Raw genomic sequence first — 540 nt, 5'->3', positions numbered from 1 at the left:
AATATGAACAATCTGTTACCACTCAGTGCCTGTTCCACAGAGAGTCCACCAAGGTTGATCTCTAAGTGTTCTTTGGTTATTGTACTAGTTTGATCACCATACACTGTGGGATCTAGCTTGCTCTTTGGAGGGAACACTTGAAGGCACTCAATTAGGCATGGATTAACACCAGCAAGCATCTCTCTTCCAAATTCTTCATCAGTCATCCATGCAGACTTACTAACTTTGATGACATGAGGTGGTGGAAACTTGAGGACTTGTTCACCATCAGTGCGGAAGATTTCCTTGAGCACTGGTAGGGGGCTAATTTTACTGAGTGCATCTGTAGGGAGATGAATTCCACCTTCAAAGAGTCCACGCACGTCGTCAAACCTATCAAACTCGGCATTTAAACCAAATGCAGATTGAAATGTAGGTAAAACGGTTTGAGCTATGGATTTTATTCCATATGTAAGGAAATCTGATGACTTCAAGTGACCAAAGTTCTCATCTCTTGGGATGTAGGTGCTGCTGGATGGTGACTCACTCTTAGAGTCTTTT

The 540-nt window shown here is 42.6% G+C and carries 1 protein-coding gene; it reads right to left on the bottom strand.

Annotation, left to right across the window (positions count from 1 at the left end; genetic code table 11):
• A partial coding sequence (locus IEY24_RS33305; protein WP_188939497.1) for a lipoxygenase family protein occupies nucleotides 1-540 on the bottom strand: 540 nt, incomplete at both ends.

Source organism: Dyadobacter endophyticus (assembly GCF_014641595.1).
In the GTDB taxonomy this organism is placed as follows: Bacteria; Bacteroidota; Bacteroidia; order Cytophagales; family Spirosomataceae; genus Dyadobacter; species Dyadobacter endophyticus.
This window is presented reverse-complemented; position numbering and strand designations above follow the sequence as displayed.